This window comes from Bacteroidia bacterium, from assembly GCA_016218155.1.
GTDB lineage: Bacteria > Bacteroidota > Bacteroidia > Bacteroidales > GWA2-32-17 > GWA2-32-17.
On record JACREQ010000017.1, the window covers coordinates 1 to 16,132 of the forward strand.

General features: G+C 30.8%; 12 protein-coding genes. 8 read left to right on the plus strand and 4 right to left on the minus strand.

The features are described from left to right. Positions 1–80 precede the first annotated feature (80 nt). Entirely contained in the window at positions 81–1,049 is a 969-nt protein-coding gene (locus tag HY951_02480) for a KpsF/GutQ family sugar-phosphate isomerase (protein ID MBI5538895.1), read from the minus strand. Positions 1,050–1,177: 128 nt separating this feature from the next. On the opposite strand from HY951_02480, the gene recQ reads away from it, so the two are divergent. From recQ to HY951_02500, 4 genes are read left to right on the plus strand one after another with little or no spacing between them, the layout of a single operon-like run. Then, complete coding sequence (gene recQ / locus HY951_02485; GenBank protein ID MBI5538896.1) at positions 1,178–3,367, plus strand: DNA helicase RecQ; 2,190 nt, start codon at positions 1,178–1,180, stop codon at positions 3,365–3,367. Between the two features lie 31 nt (positions 3,368–3,398). Next, entirely contained in the window at positions 3,399–4,292 is an 894-nt protein-coding gene (locus tag HY951_02490) for an ATP-binding cassette domain-containing protein (protein MBI5538897.1), read from the plus strand. Next, positions 4,289–5,110, plus strand: a complete 822-nt coding sequence (locus HY951_02495; GenBank protein ID MBI5538898.1) for an ABC transporter permease — start codon at positions 4,289–4,291, stop codon at positions 5,108–5,110. The genes HY951_02490 and HY951_02495 overlap by 4 nt, the downstream gene beginning before the upstream one ends. A gap of 53 nt (positions 5,111–5,163) precedes the next feature. Further along, entirely contained in the window at positions 5,164–6,291 is a 1,128-nt protein-coding gene (locus HY951_02500) for a DegT/DnrJ/EryC1/StrS family aminotransferase (protein MBI5538899.1), read from the plus strand. Here the strand turns inward: HY951_02500 and HY951_02505 are convergent. Continuing rightward, complete coding sequence (locus HY951_02505) at positions 6,281–8,596, minus strand: tetratricopeptide repeat protein (GenBank protein ID MBI5538900.1); 2,316 nt, start codon at positions 8,594–8,596, stop codon at positions 6,281–6,283. The two genes, HY951_02500 and HY951_02505, sit on opposite strands and share 11 nt — an antisense overlap. Positions 8,597–8,694: 98 nt before the next feature. Between HY951_02505 and HY951_02510 the strand changes: the two genes are divergently transcribed. After that, positions 8,695–9,903, plus strand: a complete 1,209-nt coding sequence (locus tag HY951_02510; protein MBI5538901.1) for a serine hydrolase — start codon at positions 8,695–8,697, stop codon at positions 9,901–9,903. A gap of 23 nt (positions 9,904–9,926) precedes the next feature. On the opposite strand, the gene HY951_02515 is transcribed toward HY951_02510, so the two are convergent. Further along, positions 9,927–10,847 carry a TIGR01212 family radical SAM protein gene (locus tag HY951_02515; GenBank protein MBI5538902.1) on the minus strand — a complete coding sequence of 307 codons (921 nt, stop codon included), beginning with the start codon at positions 10,845–10,847 and terminating at the stop codon, positions 9,927–9,929. 43 nt (positions 10,848–10,890) lie between these two features. Continuing rightward, positions 10,891–12,441 (minus strand): peptide MFS transporter, encoded by a 1,551-nt coding sequence (locus HY951_02520; GenBank protein MBI5538903.1) that lies wholly within the window; start codon positions 12,439–12,441, stop codon positions 10,891–10,893. A 150-nt stretch (positions 12,442–12,591) separates the two neighbouring features. Here HY951_02520 and HY951_02525 point away from each other — a divergent pair, with 150 nt between their 5' ends. From HY951_02525 to HY951_02535, 3 genes are all read left to right on the plus strand, one after another. After that, complete coding sequence (locus HY951_02525) at positions 12,592–14,100, plus strand: NAD(P)H-hydrate dehydratase (GenBank protein MBI5538904.1); 1,509 nt, start codon at positions 12,592–12,594, stop codon at positions 14,098–14,100. An 83-nt stretch (positions 14,101–14,183) separates the two neighbouring features. Then, complete coding sequence (locus tag HY951_02530) at positions 14,184–15,131, plus strand: NAD-dependent epimerase/dehydratase family protein (protein MBI5538905.1); 948 nt, start codon at positions 14,184–14,186, stop codon at positions 15,129–15,131. Positions 15,132–15,157: 26 nt separating this feature from the next. Next, positions 15,158–16,132 carry a polyprenyl synthetase family protein gene (locus HY951_02535; protein MBI5538906.1) on the plus strand — a complete coding sequence of 325 codons (975 nt, stop codon included), beginning with the start codon at positions 15,158–15,160 and terminating at the stop codon, positions 16,130–16,132.

Sequence of the window (16,132 nt, forward strand, 5' to 3'; positions counted from 1 at the left end):
ACAACTAATCTAGATCCGTATTTCTTTACTAATTTCTCAGTATATAATTTCATTCTGTGATTTTCCATGCAATTTGTTATTTATACTATTCCTTCATGTAAAATATCGTGAATATGTAAAATTCCTTTATATTTATTCTCCTTACAAACTACTAATTGAGTAATTTTATTTTTCTCCATTATATAAAAAGCGTTAATAGCCATTTCGTCAGAAGAAACTATTTTTGGGGATTTTGACATAATGTCTTTTGCCTTTATTGTGTTTATGTCGAATTGTTTTTCTAGCATTCGTCTTAAATCACCATCTGTAATTATGCCAAGCACATTTTCATTTTCGTCAACTACAACAGCTGCACCCAATCTTTTTGATGAAATCTCGAAAATAACATTTTTTAAGTTGTCGTCAGCATTTACCTTAGGTGGATTATCATGTTTATATAAATCTCTCACACGCATATATAATTTTTTTCCTAAAGTTCCTCCTGGGTGGTATTTTGCAAAATCTTCTTTGGTAAATCCGTGTTTGTCTAAAAGGCAAACAGCAAGAGCATCACATAGCACTAACTGTGCTGTTGTGCTGGAGGTTGGCGCAAGGTTATTCGGACAGGCTTCCTCGTCAATAGTTGCTTTTAATACGAAATCAGCATTTTTTGCCAGAAATGAATTAATGTTTGAAACTATTGCAACAATTTTATTTCCCTGATTTTTAATTATAGGTATTAAAACTTTTATTTCGGGAGTATCGCCGCTTTTTGAAAGACAAATTACAACGTCATCGCTTAAAACAATTCCTAAATCTCCATGAATAGCATCGGCAGCATGCATAAAAACAGCAGGTGTACCCGTACTGTTAAGAGTTGCAACTAATTTTTGGGCAATAATTGCACTTTTACCGATTCCGGTAGCAATTACTCTACCTTTTCCCGAGAAAATAACTTCTACTACTTTCTCAAAATCATTATCAATTAATAATGCAATCTTTTTTATTGCTTCGGCTTCGGCAATAACTGTCTTTATTGCAAGAGATTTTATGTCGCTATTTGTTTCCAATTTTTGTAAGTTTGTCAAAATTATGAAAAATAAATTTGTAGATGTGGTAAAAAATGAACTAACTTTAGGTTACAAAATTATTTTTTTTAGCACTAACAGCAAAATTATTCATAGAGAAGGGTAAATAAATGGACAAGACGAAGGAAAATTCATTACATCAACTACTAAAAAAACATTTCGGGTTCGATAACTTTAAAGGAAACCAAGAAGAAATTATAGATAACTTATTGGCAGGAAGAAATTCATTTGTGTTATTGCCAACTGGTGGTGGTAAGTCATTATGCTATCAACTTCCGGCAATTATAATGGAAGGAACGGCAATAATAATATCTCCCTTAATTGCTTTAATGAAAAATCAGGTTGATGCAATACGTGGTTTTAGTAATGAGGATGGAATAGCACACTTTTTAAACTCATCTTTAAATAAGGGAGAAATAGCAAGAGTTAAAGAAGACGTTGTTTCGGGAAAAACAAAAATGTTATATGTAGCACCCGAATCTTTAACTAAGGAAGAAAATGTTGAATTTTTAAAGAAAATTAAGATTTCTTTTTATGCTATAGACGAGGCTCATTGTATTTCTGAATGGGGACATGATTTTCGTCCTGAGTATCGAAGAATACGACCAATAATAAATGAAATTGGTGAAGCTCCAGTTATAGCTCTTACTGCAACAGCAACACCAAAAGTTCAACATGATATTTTAAAAACTTTGATGATACAGGATGCAAATGTTTTTATATTTTCATTTAACAGAGCAAATCTGTATTATGAGATTCGTCCTAAAATTGGAGCAACAAAGGAGATTATCAAGTTTATAAAAAACAATGAAGGCAAATCAGGAATTATTTATTGTTTAAGTAGAAAAAAAGTAGAAGAATTATCAGAGCAATTAGTTGCAAATGGAATAAAAGCATTACCATATCATGCAGGATTAGATTCTAACACCAGAGTAAATAACCAGGATGCATTTTTGATGGAAATGTGTGATGTTATAGTTGCTACTATTGCATTCGGAATGGGTATTGACAAACCTGATGTGCGATTTGTTATTCATTATGACATGCCAAAAAGCCTTGAAGGTTATTATCAGGAAACAGGACGTTCCGGTCGTGATGGAGGAGAGGGACAATGTATAGCTTTTTATAGTTATGACGATATTCAGAAGCTCGAGAAATTTATGCAGGGAAAACCTGTATCTGAACAAGAAATTGGTAAACAATTACTTTTCGAGACTGTTTCTTATGCCGAGTCGTCTATTTGTAGACGTAGATTGCTATTGCATTATTTTGGTGAAGAATATAAGAAAGATAATTGTGAGAACTGTGATAACTGCTTAAATCCTAAAGTTCAGTTCGACGGAAGTGAGTTTATTGTTACGGCATTGCAATGTATTATTGAAGTGCAGGAGAAATTCAAGGCGGAGCATATTTCTGATATACTTTGTGGAAATGCAACTTCTTCAATAAAAACTTATAATCATCATCATCTTGATTCTTTTGGAACAGGTAGTGATGAAAATAAAAAATTCTGGTTGGCAGTATTAAGACAAGCTTTGATAAAGAAATTTATCATTAAAGATATTGAAAATTATGGTTTGTTAAAGGTGAGCCCAGAGGGTAGAAAATATATTGAATCACCATATGAAATAATGCTGATGCGTGACCATGAATATGAAGAAGGTGATGATGACGATATGCCTAAAGGTCAAGTGGGCGATAATGCTTCAGATCCAACACTTTTTGCAATGTTAAAAGACTTAAGAAAACAAATTGCAAAAAAACAAAATCTTCCACCTTTTGTTATTTTTCAGGATCCTTCTTTAGAGGAAATGGCTATCCAGTATCCTATTAATATGGAGGAGATGAAAAATATTGTTGGAGTTGGAGCAGGAAAAGCACAAAGATATGGACAACCTTTTATTGATCTTATTCTGACTTATGTTAATGAGAATGAGATTGAGCGTCCACAGGATATGGTTGTAAAATCTGTAATTAATAAAAGCAGTTTAAAAGTATTTATTATTCAAAGCATAGACAGGAAAATTCCATTAGATGATATTTGTAATGCAAAAGGAATTGAATTTGAAAATTTACTGGATGAGCTTGAAGCTATAGTATATTCTGGAACAAAAGTTAATTTATCTTATACTATTTCTCAATCTATTGATGAAGAAAAACAAGCAGATTTATATGAGTATTTCCAGAATGCTGAAACAGATACTCTGGAAGCTGCAATAAAAGAGCTTGGCGAAGATGACTATTCAATGGAAGAAATAAGATTGATGAGATTGAAATTTATTTCAGAAATGGGAAATTAAGTTAAATAAAAATTGTTTGTAGTAAATAAATATGGCAAACGAAATTCTTAAAATTGAAAATCTTTCAAAGCGCTACGGTAATATTGAAGCGTTAAAAGAACTATCTCTTTCTATAAATGCCGGACAGGTTTTTGGAATTCTGGGTCCGAATGGAAGCGGAAAAACTACAACACTATCCATTGTTATGGGCATTATTCATTCCGATAATGGAAATTATTCATGGTTTGAAAATATTTATAATAACGATTACAAAAAGAGAATTGGTTCTTTAATTGAAACTCCAAATTTCTATCCTTACCTCACTGCTCAGCAGAATTTATCAATTACTGCAAAAATTAAAGGTGTACCTGAATCTGATATATCAAGGGTTTTAACATTGACAGGCTTATACGAAAGAAGAGATTATCGTTTTGATTCTTTTTCTTTGGGAATGAAGCAAAGGCTTGCATTATCTGGAGTACTGCTTGGTGATCCAGAAGTTCTTGTATTAGATGAACCTGCAAATGGCTTAGATCCTCAGGGAATTGCAGATATTAGAGAAATAATAAAAGGTCAGGCAGCATTGGGAAAGACTATAATTATTGCAAGTCATATATTAGATGAAGTAGAAAAAGTTTGTACACATGCAGCAATTCTAAAAAAGGGAAAATTACTAAAAAGTGGAAAAGTACATGAATTGTTATCTAATAATGAGCAAGTGTATCTTTCTTCTGACAGAAATCCTGAATTATTTGAATTTTTAGTACGTGCTGGTATTTGTAAAAATGTTACAACAATAGAAAAAGGTATTTTAATTGACGTTCAGCAACCATTTGATTCGGCTTATATTAATAAGCTTGCTTTTGAAAATGGTTTTATGCTGCATGCCATTGAAACCCGAACTCAAAGTCTTGAAGAACAATTTTTAGAATTAGTAAACAAATGAAAAGATTACTTCAAATTGAATTTATTAAGCTATTTACCTATACAGGATTTTGGTTGCCAGCAATATTCTGGGCAGTATTATTTGTTTTGTGTTTATTTTTAGGTACTCAAATTAATATTAATTTGCCGGGTTTAGATAGCGGAACATTTTTCAGATTTCCTGCTTTATGGAATACTACTACATGGTTGGCAAGCTGGTTTAATCTTATACTTGCTATAATATCTATGATATTTGTATGCAATGAATTTTCGTTCAAAACATTTCGTCAACATGTTATTGATGGTTTATCGAGAACAGAATTATTTCTTGGGAAAGTATATTTAATGTTAGTTTTTGCATTTGCCGGATTTGTTCTAGTTGTTGCATCTACACTAATTCTAGGAATATTCTATAATACTTCAGAATCATGGTCAGCTGTTTTTGATACAATATATCTGCCTTTTGTGTATTTTGTTCAGGCATTTGCATATATGTCATTCGCAATGATGATAGCACTTTTAATAAAAAATATAGGGTTGTCTATTCTTACCTTTTTTGGTTATTTTATTTTTCTTGAGCCAATTGTTAGAAATTTCTTTCCTGAAAATATTCTGATGTTTTTCCCTATGAAAGTTATTTCAAATTTAACACCGGCACCAGATATTTTTCAGATTTCAACAAATGCACAATTTACAACTACTATTAATGGTCAGATTGTGAATGATGCTCCTGCTATTCCTTTTGAAATGCCATTATGGGGTAATAGTTTAGTTGCAATAGGATATATTGCATTATTTTTAACAATATCCTGGTATATTTTAAAAAATAAAAAATTGTAGAATTAGAGAGACCTAACAGTTTTAAAAACCTGTTGAGTCTTATATGTAGAAATATGGAATCAATAAAAATGGTTGACCTTAAGGGTCAGTATAACAAAATAAAAGTAGAAATTGATAATGCAATTGCAAGTGTAATTGATGATACTTCATTTATAAAAGGAGAAAAAGTTCATCTTTTTGAGAAAGAACTTGCAGAATATACTGGAGCAAAACATGTAATTACTTGTGGTAATGGTACAGATGCGCTTCAAATAGCTATGATGGCTCTTGATTTTAAACCAGGTGATGAGGTTATTACTGCTGATTTTACTTTTATTGCAACTGCCGAGGTTATTGCATTAATGGGACTTACTCCTGTTTTGGTTGATGTAGATTCTGAAACGTTTTTAATTACTCCTGAAAATATTGAGAAAGCAATTACACCAAAAACAAAAGCAATTGTTCCTGTACACTTATTTGGACAGTGTGCGAATATGGAAGCAATAATGCACGTTGCTAAGAAATATAATCTGTACGTTATTGAAGATTTAGCTCAGGCAAATGGTAGTAACTATAAATTTAAGAACGGTGAAACAAAAAAGGCCGGAACTATTGGTCATATTGGTTGTACTTCATTTTTTCCTTCAAAAAATTTAGGTTGTTTTGGTGATGGTGGTGCATTGATGACAAATGACGACGATCTTGCCAAGAAAATTCGTTCTATAACAAATCACGGAATGACAGTTAGATATTATCATGATAATATAGGAATAAATTCGAGATTAGATACCATACAAGCTGCAATACTTAGAGTAAAACTAAAATACCTTGACGAATATAATAAAGCAAGAATTTTTGTTGCAAATTATTACGACAAAGCATTTCAAAATATTTCTTGGATAAAAATTCCAAAAAGAACCGCTTGGTCTGACCATATTTTTCATCAATATACGCTTATAGTTGAAGAAAATAAACGTGATTCATTACAAAAGCATTTACAGGAAAAGAATATTCCTTGTATGATATATTATCCGGTACCGATTCATCGTCAGAAAGCTTATAGTCAGTATGAGTTTAAAGATGAGAATTTTCCGGTTACAGAGATGCTTTCAGGTAGAGTGTTATCTTTGCCAATGCATACCGAAATGACAAATGAACAATTGGAATATATTACTGAGAGTGTGGTTAGTTTTAAATTCTGATACCTAAAACTGTAACATCATCAATTTGTTTGTGGTTACCTTTCCAGTTAATAAAGGTTTGATGCAAAATTTCAGATTGTTCACTCATTGGTTTCTGGTGAATTTTTAAAAGCAAATCTTTAAATTGATTTGATTTATATTTTTTGTAATCAATGCCACCAAACTGATCTTTAAAGCCATCACTTGATAAATACAAACAATCTCCCTTATTTAATTGAACGATGTTATTTTTAAAAGGAGCCATTTTTATGTAAATTGAAACAGGCATTCTGTCACCTTTTAGTTCATAAAGTTCAAAGTCTGAAAGTTGAAAGTCAGATTCTAATCTTTCACCTTTCGACTTTTGACTTTTTACTATATATAAAGGGTTATTTGCGCCGGCATATTGCATTTCGTATGTTTCAGTGTTAATAACACAAAGGCACATATCCATACCATCCTTTTGTTCACCACTTACTCCTTTTTGTTTTAGTGCATCAATAATTGAACCTCTTAATTGATCAAGAACCTGTGAAGCCTGTGTTATTTCTTTTTTTCTGACAATTTCATTTAAGAATGATATTCCAAGCATACTCATGAATGCACCTGGTACTCCGTGTCCGGTACAATCAGCAACCGTAACAATTAACCATTTATCTATTCTTGTAGCCCAATAAAAATCACCTGAAACAATATCTTTAGGTTTAAAAAGAATAAAATGTTCACCTAGTAATTCATTAGCAAATTTACCGGTTGGCAATAAAGCATTCTGAATACGTTTTGCATAAGTAATACTATCAGTAATTTCTTGCTTCTGTTCATATAGAAGATTGTTTTGTTCTGATAATACATCACGTTGAGCCTCTATTTCATCTCTTTGTGCTGATATTTCTTCGTTTTGCGAGTTTAGTTCACAATTTTTTTCATCAACAATAAACTTTTGTTGCTCAATTATTGCTTTTTGTTTCTTTGTTATACGAAGGGATCTGAATATATAGAATGCAAACAAAATAACTAGTAACAAAACACAACATACAAGAATTAGAATAAGTTGTTGTCGGTTTTTATATGCATTAGCTACCGCATCTTTCTTGTCTTGTTCAGCTTTTATGGCAGCTTGTTTTTTGTCAAAATCGAAATTCATTTCTTTACGTGTAATCTCCTGATTCTTATCTGCATTAAATAAAGAATCTTTTGCTACCATAGCCTTTTTATAATACTTTAGTGCATTGTCGGTTTTTCCCCATGCTTCATATAGATTACTGAGTTCAATGTTAAATTCTTTTATTGCAAGCAAATAATTTATACTGTCTGCTCCAATAAGAGCCTTATTTAAATAAACTTCTGCATCAGCATATTTTTTTGTTAATGTATATAATGTGCCAATATTGCCTTGTAGAACAGATAGATTACTTCTGTCATTTATTTCTTCAGCGATTTTTAATGCATTTAAATAATATTTTAAGGCTTTTGGAAAATCTTTTTGTTCCTTATATAACTCTCCGATATTAATATAATTTGTTTCGATACAGCTTTTATCGCCAATTTCTTCAGCGATTTTAAGTGCTTTTATATAATATTCAAGAGCTTTTTCGTTTTCTTGTTTTATATCATATATAATTCCGATGTTACCAAGAATTGATGAGATTTTTATTTTATTATTTATTTCTTCAGCAATTTTAAGCGCTTTAAAGTAATATTCAAGAGCTTTTTCATAATTCCCCTGATATTTATAAATAATACCAATATTTCCAAGATTTGTTGATATTAATCTTTTGTTCTCAATCTCTTCTGCAATTTTCAATGAGTTTAAATAGTAATCAATAGCATTAGGATAATCGCCTTGCTTATTATATATATTTCCAATATTACTTAGTGTTTTAGATTTACGTGCCTGTATTACTTTTTTCTGATCAGAAGTATTTATTAGTATATCATATATAAGTAATGCTTTTTTATTAAAAAATATTGAGAGTTCATAATTGCCGTTATCATCATAAAATGAAGCAATCTGATAACAAGATTTTCCAAGAATCATTTGTGCTGATAATCTGATTTTAATATCCTGTGTTTCTTTTAATATTTTAGAAGCTTGTTTAATTGCTTTATTGCTGATGTTTATAGCAGAATCAGTGTTAGCAAAACTGTATTCTAATGCAAGATCATTCAGGTGATTAAGTAAATTTGTGTCAGCCTTATCTGTTTTAATCAAAGTCTTTAATGAATCAATTACCTTGTTTTCCTGAGCGTATGAATTGTTGCTACTAACAAAGAAATTAATAGTGAATGTGAGCAGGAGAAAGGCATGTAAGATTAAATCCTTCATTAATGTTTTTGTTTTCTTTTACAAATATAAAAATTTAGTCTAATTATTATTGAAAACTATTATTAATTTTAAAATTAAATAGAATTTTATTTTTTCAAATGTCAAAATTGTTTTTTGCGTTTCTTTTGTTTTTATTATCAGTTGTATGCATTAGTTGTAGCGATATAGAGCAGCAAAGAAAAGGGAAGTGTGTTACTCAGATCTCAAAATTAAATACAAAAAAAATAAATACTTTTTTAAGTTCTAGAAATCAGGCTAAACAATTCGATGAATTTTTTAATGATTTGTTTCAACAACAAATATTTTCAGGAGTTGTATTAGTTAGTAAGAAAGGTACAGTAATTTATAAGAAAGCATATGGTTTAGCAAACAGAAAATTGCATACTGAGCTGACAGATGATTATGTATTTCAGATAGGTTCAGCTTCCAAGCAATTTACATCAGTTGCAATTCTCATTCTTATACAGCAAGGAAAAATAAGCTTAGATGATAGTATTCAAAAGTTTTTTCCTTTATTTCCATATAAAAATATATTCATCAGAACATTGTTAACACATCGTTCAGGATTGCCTAACTATATGTATTTTTGCGATAACCTTGTGTCTGATAAGTTTAAGCTTTTAACTAATAAGGATGTTGTTAACATTATGTGCAATAATTTTCCCGAGAAATATTATAAATCCGATAAAGGTTATCATTACTGTAATACTAATTATGCTTTGTTAGCAGCAATAGTAGAAGAGGTTTCAGGTTTGTCATTTGAGCAATTTGTACACAATAATATTTTTAATAAAATTGGAATGAATCATTCATTTTTTTATTCAGAAATAGAAAATTATAATAATTTGAATATTGCAACAGGATATTTGTCGCCAAAATATGAAGCAGGGTTCTTTTATCTGAACGGTGTTACTGGTGATAAGGGTATATTCACCACTGTTGATGATTTATATAAATGGGATTTAGCTTTGTATTCAGATAGCTTAGTAAATAAGGAAATTTTACAACAGGCATTTCAGCCTCAGACAAAAACCAGAAGAAGTAATATTTATTATGGCTTTGGCTGGAAAATGTATTTTCTTGAGGATAGTACTCAGGTATTATTTCATTCCGGTTGGTGGCAAGGTTTCCAAAGTGTTATTATGAGATTGCCTAAAGACTCTTCATCAGTAATAATTATTAAAAATAAAAAAACAGCTCATCCGGTTGACCAAAGAAAAATGATTGATATTTTGTATCCTGGCAATAAGTTATTTGGGCTAAGACCTGTTGAAATTAAAGAATCTACAGAAACAATAGATAATTAAATTTGTCAGGTCGAAAGACTTGACTAAACTAATCTACCTTGCCAGGTGTTTCTTTCAATTAATCTTTTCCTTATTTTATCTACAATTTCAAAGTTTTTTAATCCTCCCCATTTTGGCGCTATAACTTTTTCTAAAGGAGACTCGCTTGTAAAGCGTTCAATAATAATTTCAGGTGATAAATGTTCCAGAAAGTCTATTGTTAAATCTACATACTCATCAACTGAGTATATTTTAATTAAGTTTTTATTGTGTAAAAAAAGCTCTTCGAGCTTAGTTCCTTTTATTACTTGTAACTGGTGTAGCTTTAAAATATTTATTGGTAATAATGAAAGTTGCTTTGCGTGTTCAATTATTTGCAAATTGTTTTCTTCTGGTAATCCAATAATTAAATGCACGCATACTCTTAGTCCAATAGATGATGCTTTTGTAATTGCCTTTACAGAATCTTCGAAACTGTGGCATCTGTTAAGTAAGCTTAATGTTTTATCAGATGTTGATTCAACTCCAAACTCTATTGTTACGAAATATTTTTTTGATAATTCGCCGAGTAATTCCAATGCGCCATTATCAACACAGTCAGGGCGTGTAGATACAGCAATACCTACTACTTTTTCATGGGAGAGAGCTTCCAGATAAAGTTCCTTTAAATTATTTAAGTCAGAATAAGTGTTAGTGTAATTTTGAAAATAAGCTATATATTGTTGTGAAGGATATTTTTTATTAAAGAATTCGATTCCTTCGTTTAATTGCTGAGTTATACTTTTAGCATTTGAAGAATAGTTAGGACTAAATGTTATATTATCGCAATAAATACAACCACCATTACCTTTTGATCCGTCACGGTTTGGGCATGTGAAACCTGCATCTACAGAAATTTTCTGAACACGTTCATTAAATTTATTTTTAATCCAGTTAGAATAATTATTATATTTTTCTGATTCCATGTAAAATAAAAAAAGGCTGTTTTAGCAGCCTTTTTTGTTAGAGTTATTTAGCAACTTTCTCGAGCCATTTTAACATGAATAACATAGTAAACATTGAAATTGAACATGCTATTACAAATACTGACCATGTCATCCAGATTGGAATACTATCATAAAGCACTGCACCAACAAATAATAAAGAGTTACCAATTGCTGTAGCACCTAGCCAACCACCTTGCATAATTCCTTGATACTGCGGTGGAGCAACTTTTGAAACAAATGAAATTCCAAGTGGGCTAATAAATAATTCTGCAACTGTTAAAATAAAATAAGTAAATATTAATAAGAAAGGTGTTACTTTCAGGCTTTCAGCAAGCGGGACGCCTCCTTCTTCAGGATTAATAGCAGAATGTAAAGGAAGATTACTGTAATATGAGCCAATAGCCATAACAAAGAAACCTAAAGCAGCTATAAGCATACCAATTGCAATTTTCTTAGGTGTAGAAGGTTCTTTACCGTTTCTTCTTAACCAACTAAATAATGCAAGTACTATAGGAGTAAGAAAAACAACAAAGAAAGGATTAATAGATTGGAAAATCTCGGCTCCCTGAAGTGTTAAACTACCTAATGAGATTTTCATGCTACTTAAATCAGTATATTCTTTTGCAAAGAATGTTAATGTTAAGCCGTTTTGATGGAATGATAACCAGAAAAAGATTACAACAGCAAATACTGCAAATAAAGCATATAAACGTTGTTTAACTTCTTTTATGTCCATTTTTATTGCATCTGGGTCAACAACAGTACTTGATGTAACGACTTTCTTTGCATTTGGAAAACTCTTTTTATTAACCATATATATAATTAATGAAATTGCCATTGCAAAAATTGCAACACCAAATGCATAATGGAAACCGGTTGTAAATACATTTAAATATTCGTTTGCAAAAGCTGTCATATCTGTAACAGGAGTAGCACTTACCTTATTTGCCATTTCACTTAAAGAAGTAGCTGCATCAGAATTAATTGTTCCTTCAAGATGAGCATGGCATAATGATGGAAGATCTGCATTATATTTAAAACCATGAGATCCTAACCACCAGTTTCTTGTTCCAATTGCAGCCAAAGGTGCAAAAATTGCTCCTACATTAATAAACATATAAAACAATGAGAAACCTGAATCTCTCATTTTTCCATATTGTGGATTATCATACATTTGACCAACTAAGGCTTGAAGATTTCCTTTAAATAAACCATTACCAAAAGCTATAACAAATAACCCAATACAAGTAAGTGTTAAGAAAAGAGTTTTATTTGGTGTAGGTGTTGGCGAAGGTATGGCGATTAAAAGATAACCTACAGCCATTAAAACAATACCGGTAAGAATTGTCCCTTTGTAATTTCTTGTTTTATCTGCAATTAGTCCACCAACGAATGCTAAAATGTAAATAGAGAAATAGAAAATAGAATAAATAATTCCAGCATTTGTTCCTGACAAACCAAATTTAGCTTGTAAAAATAATACCAAAATTGCCATCATGGTGTAAAAACCAAAACGTTCTCCCATGTTTGCAAGAGCCGCAGCTAATAAACCTTTTGGATGTGATTTAAACATAAACTTTATTTTAAATTAATAGCTATTATTTATTTTTACAAAAATAGAAATCTTTTTTAAGCTACCAATTGTAGTCTGCTTAATAACAACTAAATTTGCATAAAGAATTAAAGTTGTAGTACAAGTAGCAGAATTTCAATAAGATAAAAAATGAAGATTTTTACAACCAATCAAGTTGCAGATATAGATAAATTTACAATTTTAAATGAACCTGTTTCTTCTATTGATTTAATGGAGAGAGCTTCAAAGGAGATTTTCAGGAAAATAACTGAGCTATTCTCAAAAGAAAATGAGTTTGTTGTGTTTTCAGGGCCCGGAAATAATGGTGGAGACGGATTAGCAGTTGCAAGAATGCTGAATGATTCTGATTATAAGGTAAGAGTATATTTAGCAGACATCTCAGGCAATTTTTCAGATGATTGTAAAATTAATCTTGAAAGACTTAAATCTATTAAAGAGATTAAAACGGAAGTTGTAAAAAACATTTCAGAAGTTAATTTTAAAAGTAGCGAGGTAATTATTGATGCTCTTTTTGGAAGTGGTCTTACCAGACAGTTAGATAATTTTGCTGCTGATATTGTTAAATTAATTAATAACTCGGATTGTAAAGTTGTTTCTATTGATTTACCATCTGGGTTATTTGGTGAAGATAATACTCAAAATAATAAAGAAGCAATTGTAAAAGCAAATTTTACTTTAACTCTTCAGTTTCCAAAACTTTCATTTTTCTTCGCAGAAAATAACCGATATACCGGAAAATGGTTTTTATTACCTATCGGACTTCATAAAGAGAAATTAAATTCAGAGAATACAAATTATTATTATATCGATAAAGAGTTTGTAAAAAATATAATAGTCAATAGAGATACATTTTCTCATAAGGGAAGTTATGGTCATGCTTTATTATTTTCAGGAAGTAAGGGAAAAATAGGAGCAACGGTTTTGTCGGCAAGAGCTTGTCTGCGTTCAGGTGTTGGGCTTTTAACCACTCATGTTCCTAAATGCGGATATGAGATTATGCAAACTGCTGTACCCGAATCTATGGTAAGTATGGATAAAAACGAAAATATTATTTCCGAAATACCTGCAATTGAATTATATAATGCTATTGGCGTTGGACCGGGAATTGGCACACAAAAAGAGACAGTAAACTTTATTAAACTTTTATTGCAAAATTGTTCAAAGCCATTGGTGATTGATGCTGACGGGTTAAATATTATTTCAGAAAATAAAGATTTTTTAAGCATATTGCCACATAATACTGTTATAACTCCACATCCTAAAGAATTTGACAGGTTAGTAGGAGACTCCGAAACATTTTATCAAAGGCATTTAAAAGCAATTGAATTTGCCCGGATGTATGATGTGCATGTTGTTCTTAAAGGTGCATTTACTCAAATTATTTCTCCAGATGGAAATTGCTATTTTAATTCAACGGGTAACCCTGGAATGGCTACCGGTGGAAGTGGCGATGTTTTAACAGGAATTATTCTTTCATTTTTAGCTCAGGGATATTCTGCTTTACATGCATCAATATTAGGTGTGTATATACATGGACTAGCCGGAGACCTAGTTGTTGAAGAAAATAGTCAGGAATCATTAATTGCAGGAGATTTAGTAGAAATGCTGGGAAAAGCATTTAATAATCTTCATTCTTAAATTATAAGTATGTTTCTATTATTTAGGTCTTTTTGATTAAGTTTTTTTTATTACTAATTTTGTCATATTCATATTGAAATAAAATGAGAAATATATTAGTTACAGGTGGAGCAGGATTTATTGGAAGCACTCTGACTGAATTTTTATTAAAGAATCCTGAGAATTTTGTGGTTGTTGTAGATAATTTATCTTCGGGTCACCTGAAAAAATTACCTCCTCCTGCTGATAATTTTAAATTTATTAAAGCAGACGTGAATAATCATAAAGAAATTTCCGAGATTATGATGTCATGGAGATTTGAGTATGTTTTTCATTATGCTGCTGTTGTTGGGGTTCAGCATACTCTAGCAAATCCGATAATGGTTTTGAATGATGTATCAGGAATACAAAATGTGCTTGAGCTTAGTAAGAATATTGGAGTTAAAAGAGTTTTTTATAGCTCATCTTCCGAAATTTATGGTGAGCCTGTTGAGTACCCACAACACGAATTAACTACTCCACTGAATTCAAGATTGCCATATGCAATTGTTAAGAATATAGGCGAAGCGTATTTACGTTCGTACAAACAGGAGTTTGATCTAGATTATACAATTTTTCGTTTTTTTAATACGTATGGACCTAAGCAGAGCAAAAATTTTGTAATTAGTAAATTTCTGGTTCATGCTTTAAAAAATGAAGATATCCCAATATATGGTGATGGTGGCCAGACTCGTACATTTTGTTTTGTAGAAGATAATGTTAATGCATGTTTAAACGCATTTTATAAAAATATTTATGTGAACGATGTTGCTAACATTGGAGGAGAAAATGAAATTACAATTTTGGAACTGGCAAAAACTATAATTGAAGTAACCGGTTCTTCTTCTAAAATTGTTTTTCTTCCGCCGTTAAAAGAAGGCGATATGAGAGGACGTCATCCTGATATTACTAAAATGAAAGTACTTATTGATAGTCCCCTATTAACCCTTAAAGAGGGGTTGTTGAAAATTTTAGATGGAGGACTTTTTGAGTTAAATAATTTATCCGAGTAATAAAAGAAATTCTGAAAGCTCATTTTATGCTTCAATATAAAGATTACCAAAAAATTATTAATGATAAAATTGGTGAATTGAATTTTAATATTGCACCAGTTGAACTTTATAAGCCAATTGATTATGTCCTTTCAGGTACCGGTAAAAGACTAAGACCTGTACTTGCACTTATTTCCTGCAATATGTTTTCAAAAGAGATTATTGATGTTATCAAGCCTGCATTGGGTCTCGAGATATTTCATAATTTCACTCTTTTACATGATGATATTATGGACAAGGCAGATATTAGACGCAATATGCCTACAGTTCATAAAAAATGGAACGATAATACAGCAATACTTTCGGGCGATGCAATGATGATTAAAGCTTATGAATTTTTCTTTTCACTAAAACCTGAGATATTAGCTAAAGTTTTACCAGTGTTCAATCAAACAGCATTACAGGTTTGTGAGGGGCAGCAATACGATATGAATTTTGAAACAAGAATTGATGTTTCTACTGATGAGTATATTCATATGATTACTCTTAAGACAGCAGTTCTTCTGGCTGCATCTTTAAAAATAGGAGCAATCATTGGCGGAGCAAATGATAATGATGCAAATTTACTTTATGATTTTGGCATTAATTTAGGATTAGCATTTCAGCTACAGGATGATTTCTTAGATGTTTATGGTGATGTTAAAACATTCGGCAAACAAATAGGTGGCGATATTGTTTCAAATAAAAAAACTTTTATGTTAATCTCTGCAATTGAGAATGCAAAAGGTGAGAGTAAAAAAAGATTATTCGAATTAATTAATTCTTCAGATATCGAAAGTTCTAAGAAAATAAAAGAAGTAACGCAAATTTATAATCAATTAGATATACCTGTTATTTTAAAAGAGAAATTAGATTATTATCATGATTTAGCAATAAATAATCTTAAGCAAATTTCGGTAAAAGAAGAAAATAAAAATATTATGGTTGAATTATCAGGTAGTTTGTTAGTAAGAGAGAAGTAA

What these genes read in the sequence shown, in the direction of transcription:
- recQ (MBI5538896.1), top strand. Translation starts at nt 1,178, where the DNA reads ATGGACAAGACGAAGGAAAATTCATTACATCAACTACTAAAAAAACAT.
- HY951_02490 (MBI5538897.1), top strand. Translation starts at nt 3,399, where the DNA reads ATGGCAAACGAAATTCTTAAAATTGAAAATCTTTCAAAGCGCTACGGT.
- HY951_02495 (MBI5538898.1), top strand. Translation starts at nt 4,289, where the DNA reads ATGAAAAGATTACTTCAAATTGAATTTATTAAGCTATTTACCTATACA.
- HY951_02500 (MBI5538899.1), top strand. Translation starts at nt 5,164, where the DNA reads ATGGAATCAATAAAAATGGTTGACCTTAAGGGTCAGTATAACAAAATA.
- HY951_02505 (MBI5538900.1), bottom strand. Translation starts at nt 8,596, where the DNA reads ATGAAGGATTTAATCTTACATGCCTTTCTCCTGCTCACATTCACTATT.
- HY951_02510 (MBI5538901.1), top strand. Translation starts at nt 8,695, where the DNA reads ATGTCAAAATTGTTTTTTGCGTTTCTTTTGTTTTTATTATCAGTTGTA.
- HY951_02515 (MBI5538902.1), bottom strand. Translation starts at nt 10,847, where the DNA reads ATGGAATCAGAAAAATATAATAATTATTCTAACTGGATTAAAAATAAA.
- HY951_02520 (MBI5538903.1), bottom strand. Translation starts at nt 12,441, where the DNA reads ATGTTTAAATCACATCCAAAAGGTTTATTAGCTGCGGCTCTTGCAAAC.
- HY951_02525 (MBI5538904.1), top strand. Translation starts at nt 12,592, where the DNA reads ATGAAGATTTTTACAACCAATCAAGTTGCAGATATAGATAAATTTACA.
- HY951_02530 (MBI5538905.1), top strand. Translation starts at nt 14,184, where the DNA reads ATGAGAAATATATTAGTTACAGGTGGAGCAGGATTTATTGGAAGCACT.
- HY951_02535 (MBI5538906.1), top strand. Translation starts at nt 15,158, where the DNA reads ATGCTTCAATATAAAGATTACCAAAAAATTATTAATGATAAAATTGGT.